The 6,000-nt window shown below is 75.0% G+C and carries 5 protein-coding genes; 1 reads left to right on the top strand and 4 read right to left on the bottom strand.

Features of this window, described 5'->3' with window-relative positions; genetic code table 11:
- Positions 1-243: 243 nt before the first annotated feature.
- Positions 244-537: a muconolactone Delta-isomerase family protein gene (locus ACFVXG_RS31760; protein ID WP_387932404.1), complete on the top strand. Its 294-nt coding sequence runs from the start codon at positions 244-246 to the stop codon at positions 535-537.
- Positions 538-574: 37 nt separating this feature from the next.
- On the opposite strand, the gene ACFVXG_RS31755 is transcribed toward ACFVXG_RS31760, so the two are convergent.
- The 4 genes from ACFVXG_RS31755 to asnB form a co-directional block, all read right to left on the bottom strand.
- The gene (locus ACFVXG_RS31755) at positions 575-1,000 is read right to left on the bottom strand and encodes a hypothetical protein (protein WP_387932402.1); all 426 of its coding nucleotides are present in this window, start codon (positions 998-1,000) and stop codon (positions 575-577) included.
- Positions 1,001-1,077: 77 nt separating this feature from the next.
- The gene (locus ACFVXG_RS31750) at positions 1,078-2,538 is read right to left on the bottom strand and encodes a pyridoxal phosphate-dependent decarboxylase family protein (RefSeq protein ID WP_387932400.1); all 1,461 of its coding nucleotides are present in this window, start codon (positions 2,536-2,538) and stop codon (positions 1,078-1,080) included.
- Positions 2,539-2,690: 152 nt separating this feature from the next.
- Positions 2,691-3,812 (bottom strand): hypothetical protein, encoded by a 1,122-nt coding sequence (locus tag ACFVXG_RS31745; protein WP_387932399.1) that lies wholly within the window; start codon positions 3,810-3,812, stop codon positions 2,691-2,693.
- Positions 3,813-4,086: 274 nt separating this feature from the next.
- Positions 4,087-6,000: an asparagine synthase (glutamine-hydrolyzing) gene (asnB, locus tag ACFVXG_RS31740; protein WP_387932397.1), complete on the bottom strand. Its 1,914-nt coding sequence runs from the start codon at positions 5,998-6,000 to the stop codon at positions 4,087-4,089.

Here is a 6,000-nt window from a genome sequence, read left to right as displayed (position 1 = left end):
GGGGGGCGCTCCGCCCCCACAGGGGCTGCGCGCCCCGCCTCCCCGGGGGTGCCCGGGGGGGGGCGACCGCCCCCGCCCCACCGCGGAAGCACTGACCGCAAGGCACACCCCCCGGGGCGACCGCCTGGCCCCGTTCCGTGGCGCCGGTCCGGGTGGCGCAGGACGATGGGGGTATGCCCCCGGAGTCGGGGGGCTTCCCCCGTGCCGGAGCGTTCCCGCGTTCCGGGGAATCGGAGTCGGGCCGTGCAGGAGTTCCTGGTCGAGATCACCACCCGGGTGCCCGACGGCACCCCCGCCGAGGAGGTGGACCGCCGCCGCGCCGCCGAGGCGGTGCGCGCCCGCGAGCTGGCGGCTAGCGGTCGGCTGGCCCGGTTGTGGCGGCCGGTGGGCGAGGCGCGCAGCATCGGGATCTGGCGGGCGGCAGACGAGCGGGAGCTGCGGGCGGAGGTGCTGGGCAGCCTGCCGATGTGGCCGTGGATGACGGCCGTGGTCACCGCGCTGGAGCCGCACCCGAACGACCCGGGGGCCGGGGCCTGACGCCCGTGCCGGCCGCGTCCGTGGAGCGCTGAACCGCTCAGGCGATCCGGGTGGGGGTGTCCTCGACGGTGTGGCCGCTGGTGGTGAGCAGCGCGGTGAGCGCGGTGGGGCTCAGCGAGCGGGGGGTGCGGAGGAAGAGCTCGTCGGCGGTGGGGTGGGGGTGCAGGGAGAGCAGGGTGATCCGGTGGTCGGCGAGCGTGGTGTGGGTGTGGGCGAGGGCGGTGGTGCGGACCCGCCAGAGCGTCGTCGGGGGCGGGGCGTGCGGGGACCACCAGGCGTGCAGCAGGGCGACGGCGAGCAGCGCGAGGGCGGAGGTGGCGAGGACCACCGCGCCGTCGGAGCCGTGCAGGATGACCTTCGCGATCAGGTCGGCTGCGGTGATGGAGAGGAAGGCCGCGGCGAGCTCGACGGTGTCGCGGCGCCAGCGGCGGGCACGGTGGACGGAAGGCTTCGAGTGCTCCATGCCCTCCACCGTGCCCGACCGGTGTTTCCTGATCGCGACCCGGCCGTGACTCAGTGGTTAAGGTCGGCCCCGGTGTGTTACGGCAGCAGCGTGCGGGCCGCGGTCCGGACCTCGGCGAGCAGTAGCCGCAGGTCCTCCTCGGTGGTCGCGGCGTTGAGCAGGCAGGCGCGGAGCATCTCGTGCGGGCCGAGCCGGGCGCCGGTGACGAAGACCCGGCCGCGCCGCTGGACGGCGACCGGCAGTTCGCGGTTGAGGGCGTCGCGGCCCGCCTCGTCCAGCCCGGGCGCCCGGTGCCGGAACGCCACGATGGAGGTCTGCACCTCTGCGAGCAGCTCCAACTCCTCGTCTGCCTCGATGAGTTCGCCGAGTCGGCGGGCGAGCGCGGTGCACCGGGCGATGTCCCGGGCGAGGCCGGTGCGGCCGCGGTGGGCGATGGTGGCCCAGACCTTGAGGGCACGGAACGGCCGGGTCTGCTCGGTGCCGTACTCGGAGAACCAGCCGAGCGCGCCGGCCGCCTCGTCGCGCAGGTAGGACGGGACGAGGCTGAAGGTGCCGCGCAGCTCGTCGGTGTCGCGGACCAGCGCGCAGCCGCAGTCCACCGGCACGCCGAGCCACTTGTGCGGGTCGAGGGCGAGCGAGTCGGCGCGCTCCAGGCCCGCGTAGCGGTGGGCGATGGCGGGGTCGAGGCGGCCGAAGGCGCCGTACGCGCCGTCCACGTGCAGCCACAGGCCCTGCTCCTGGCAGAGGTCGGCGAGCGGGTCGAAGGCGTCCACCGCGCCGGTGCCGACGGTGCCGGCCGAGGCGACCACCAGGAAGGGCAGCAGCCCGTCGGCGCGGTCGCGTTCGACGGCGGCGCGCAGCCCGTCCGGGTCGAGGAGCCCGTCCGGGCCGGTGGCGACGGTGCGCAGGTGCCGGCTACCGAGGCCGAGGAGTTCGGCGGCCTTGCGGACGCAGGAGTGGGTCTCGCCGGTGACGTAGCCGACCAGCGGCGGCAGGCCCGCCAGGCCGTCCGCGCGGACGTCGTGGCCGGCCCGGCGGGCGGCGCGGTTGCGGGCGGCGGCGAGGCAGACGATGGTCGCCATCGAGGTGCCGGAGGTGAGCAGTCCGCCGCCGGCCGGGTGGGGGAAGCCGACCAGCTCGGCGATCCAGCGGACCACGGCGCGTTCCAGGTGGACGTCGGCGTGGTCGCCGCCGGCCGAGCTGGGGTTCATCGCGGCGGCGGCGAGGGTGGCGAGCACCCCGGCCGGGGCGGGGGCGGAGTTGACCCAGCCGAAGAAGCGCGGGTTGCCGTTGCCCATGGGGTGGGGGAGGACGTCCTGCCCGATGGCGGTGAGCAGTTCGGTGAGCGGGCGGCCCTCGGCGGGCAGCGGGGCGTCGAGCAGGGCCTGCCGGGCGCTGTCGTCCATCGGCTGCCAGACCGGGCGGGCGGGCAGTTCGGCGAGGTAGTCGGCGACCAGGTCGGCGGCGGCGTGGGCGGCGCCGCGGAAGTCGTCGGTGCTGTGGAGGTCGTCGGTGCTGCGGAAGTCCTCGGAGGTCATGCGGGTGTGCTCCAGGGGCCGGGGGACCGGGGCAGGCGCGGCGTCCTCGGCGCACCGTGATCAGCAGATGCTACGGAACGGGCCCGCGCCGTTGCGGCGCGGGCCCGGAGGGTGGGACGGGGACGATCAACGGCGACGGTCGACGGGGGCGATCAGTCGAGCGAGGCGGAGAGCCCGCTCGCCGAGCGGCAGTAGCCCTGCATCTCCTTGTTGGTGATCTTCGCGCAGAGCCGCCCGGCCGCGCCGCCGTCGGTGTAGTTGACCGTGTAGTAGCTGACCAGCCCCTCCGCGCAGGCCTTGCGCTGCCAGCCGTCGGCGGCGGTGGCGCACTGCTGGGAGGCCCAGTCCTCGCGGTCCAGGTTGTACTTCATGGTCCGGGAGCCGACCCCGCGGCTGCAGTCCACCGCCCCGCCGCTCGCCTTGCCGTTGAGGCACCACTTGAGCGCGTCGGCGTAGACCTCGGGGTGGTTCGGGTAGTCGTGCGAGGACAGGTAGAAGGTCGGGGCGTAGAAGTAGCAGGCGGACTGGAACAGCGAGGGCTGGTCCTTGCACGGGTAGAGCGGGTCCTGGGCGAGCTTGTCGGCGGGCAGGTTGGCCTTGGCCTGCTCGTCCTCCTCGTCCGGGCCGAAGAGCTGCATGAACAGGCCCTCGGAGCAGCGGATCCGGTTCTGGTCGCTGGTGAACTTGTTGCACAGGTCGCGCGCCTTGGCGACGTCCTGCTTGGCGACGAACATGGTGCCGTGGCCGACGCCGTGGATGCACGGGCCGCTGTTCTTGGGGGCGCACAGCTTGAGCAGGTCCACCTCGGGCTGGGCGGAGGCGTTGAGCATCTCCTCGACCGCGCCGTGCAGGTAGCCGGCCGCACAGGTCTCGTGCGGGAAGGAGATGACCTTCTGGAAGTCGGCGTTGAAGCGCTTGACCGCCGCGTGGCCGAGCTCGTGCGCGATCGGGTGGCAGAAGCGCACGGTGTACGGCTTCTCCTTGGTGATCTTGTCGAGGTCGGCGAGGGCGACGCCGGGGTCGGTGGCGTCCATCTCGGCCATCATCTTGTTGCGCAGCGTCGAGCGGGTCCACACCGCCGGGTCGCCGGTCGGGGTGGCGCTCGCGGCGCCGGCCGTGACCGCCTGGCCGCCGGCGCCGGTACCCGCGGCCGGACCGCCGGGGGCCGGGGCGGCGGAGGCCGCGGCGGGCGTCCAGTCGGTGACGGCCACCGAGCCCAGGCCCAGGACGCCCAGGAGCACGGCGGTGAGGATCGCGAAGATTCGCGGCTGCATGACGGGATCCCCCGGCGGATCGAGGTGAACGGTTCGCTCCCATCCTGACGGCAGGGGAGCGGGAATCCGCGTTTTCGCCCGCCATTCGGGAGGTGTCGGCGACGCTACCGCATCGCCGCGCCGCCCCGGCGGGGCGGGCCGGGTCCTGATGATCAAGGGCTGACGGCCGACCCCCCGTTCGGGGTGGTCAACCGTCAGCAGCGGTTTCCGGTTGCCGGAGTTCACTCGAACGGCCCAATGGCCGACCCGGGGAGGAGCGGGACGGACCGGGGCGTCAGAGCTCCAGCGTCACCCGGTGGTCCGTCAGCCAGACGTCGAGGTCCAGCGCCAGGTCGACGCCGAGGCGCACCGACTGCGGGTCGGTGTCCGGGGCGAGCGCGTCGGCCAGCCGCCGCCGGTCCAGCAGCTCCAGGGCCGGGGACTTCCGCTCGTCGACCAGCCGGGCGAGGTCGGCGCGCAGCAGCTGCGGGTAGCGCGGGTCGGCGGTGATCGGGTACGGGCTCTTCACCCGGTCGGCGACCGCGTCCGGCAGCAGGTCCCGGACGGCGGCGCGCAGCAGGCTCTTCTGCCGCCCGTCGACGTTCTTCATCGCCCACGGGGTGTTGAAGACGTACTGGACCAGCCGGTGGTCGCAGAACGGCACCCGCACCTCCAGCCCGGCGGCCCGGCTCATCCGTTCGTTGCGGTCGAGCAGCACGCCCGCGAAACGGGTGAGGTTGAGGTACGAGATCTCGCGCATCCGCCGTTCCGTCGGGTCGGCGGACGCCAGGTGCGGGACTTCGGCGAGCGCCTCCCGGTACTGGGCCCGGCGGTGGCCGGCCAGGTCGAGCTTGCGCACCAGGTCGGCGTCGAGCAGCTGCTCGCGCGGGGCCGAGCCCGGGCCGGCCAGGCCGCCGTCGAGCCGGGCCGCCCACGGGAAGTCGTCGGCGGCGATCGCCGCGGGGTCGTGGTACCAGGGGTAGCCGCCGAACAGCTCGTCCGCGGCCTCGCCGGACAGGGCGACGGCGGCCCGCTCCCGGACGCGGCGGAAGAGCAGTAGCAGCGCGACGTCCAGGTCGGCCAGCCCGCCGGGGAGGCCCCGGGCGCGCAGCACGGCGTGGCTGCGGCGCAGTTCGGTGAGCTCGGCGGCGTCCAGTTCGATCACGCTGTGGTCGGCGCCGACGTGCCGGGCGAGCATCCGGGCGTACGGGCCGTCCGGCGTCGAGCGGGCCGGGTCGGGGTGGAGCTCCTCGTCCCGGCCGGTGAAGTCCACCGCGAGGCTGCGCACCGGGCCGGCCCCCGCCTGGCGCAGGGTCTTCGCGGCGAGGGCGGTGAGGGCGCTGGAGTCCAGGCCGCCGGAGAGCAGCGAGCAGAGCGGCAGGTCCGAATCCAGCTGGCGGTGGACGATGTCGTCCAGCAGGGCCCGGACGGTGGCGACGGTGGACTCCAGCGAGTCGACGTGCTCGCGCGCCTCCAGCGCCCAGTAGCGGCGCACCGTGACGCCCCCGCGGCGCACCCGCACCAGGTGCCCGGGCCGCACCTCGTGGACGCCCCGGTACGGGGTGGCGCCGGGGGTGCGGGTGAAGGAGAGCAGCTCGCGCAGCCCGTCCAGGTCGACCACCGCGCGGACCGCGGGGTGGGCCAGCACCGCCCCGAGCCCGGTGCCGAACACCACGCCGTCCGGGGTGGGGTGGTAGTGCAGCGGCTTGACGCCCAGCCGGTCGCGGACCAGCAGCAGCTCCTCGTGCCGGGCGTCCCAGATCGCGAAGGCGTACGCGCCGTTGAGGCGCTCGGCCAGGCCCTCGCCCCATTCCAGGTAGGCGTGCAGCACGACCTCGGTGGTGCCGCGGGTGCGGAAGCGGTGCCCGGCGGACGCCAGCTCCGCGCGCAGTTCGCGGTGGTTGTGGACTTCGCCGGTGAAGCCGAGCACGGCCAGCGGGCGGCCGTCGTGCTCGACGGATAACGGCTGCTCCCCGCCGTCGGCGTTGCCGTCGGCCTCGGCCTCGGCCTTGGCCTTGGTCTCGGCCCCGGCCCCGGCCCCGGCCTCGGTCTCGGCGAGGCGGAGCCGGCCGAGCGCGGCGTGCGCTTCCAGGTGGACGCCGCCCACGTCCGGGCCGCGGCAGACCTGGGCGGCCGTCATGGCTTCGAGGACGGCCCGTTCGGCGGTGAGGTCGCGGTCGAAGGCGACCCATCCGGTGATCCCGCACAT

The sequence above is a fragment of the Kitasatospora sp. NPDC058162 genome, assembly GCF_042884005.1.
GTDB lineage: Bacteria > Actinomycetota > Actinomycetes > Streptomycetales > Streptomycetaceae > Kitasatospora.
The sequence above is the reverse complement of the archived record's forward strand: the minus strand, read 5'-3'. Positions and strand labels throughout refer to the sequence as shown.

Excerpts from the sequence above, each read along its gene's own strand:
- ACFVXG_RS31750 (WP_387932400.1), bottom strand. The coding sequence starts at position 2,538 with ATGACCTCCGAGGACTTCCGCAGCACCGACGACCTCCACAGCACCGAC.
- asnB (WP_387932397.1), bottom strand. The coding sequence starts at position 6,000 with ATGTGCGGGATCACCGGATGGGTCGCCTTCGACCGCGACCTCACCGCC.
- ACFVXG_RS31755 (WP_387932402.1), bottom strand. The coding sequence starts at position 1,000 with ATGGAGCACTCGAAGCCTTCCGTCCACCGTGCCCGCCGCTGGCGCCGC.
- ACFVXG_RS31745 (WP_387932399.1), bottom strand. The coding sequence starts at position 3,812 with ATGCAGCCGCGAATCTTCGCGATCCTCACCGCCGTGCTCCTGGGCGTC.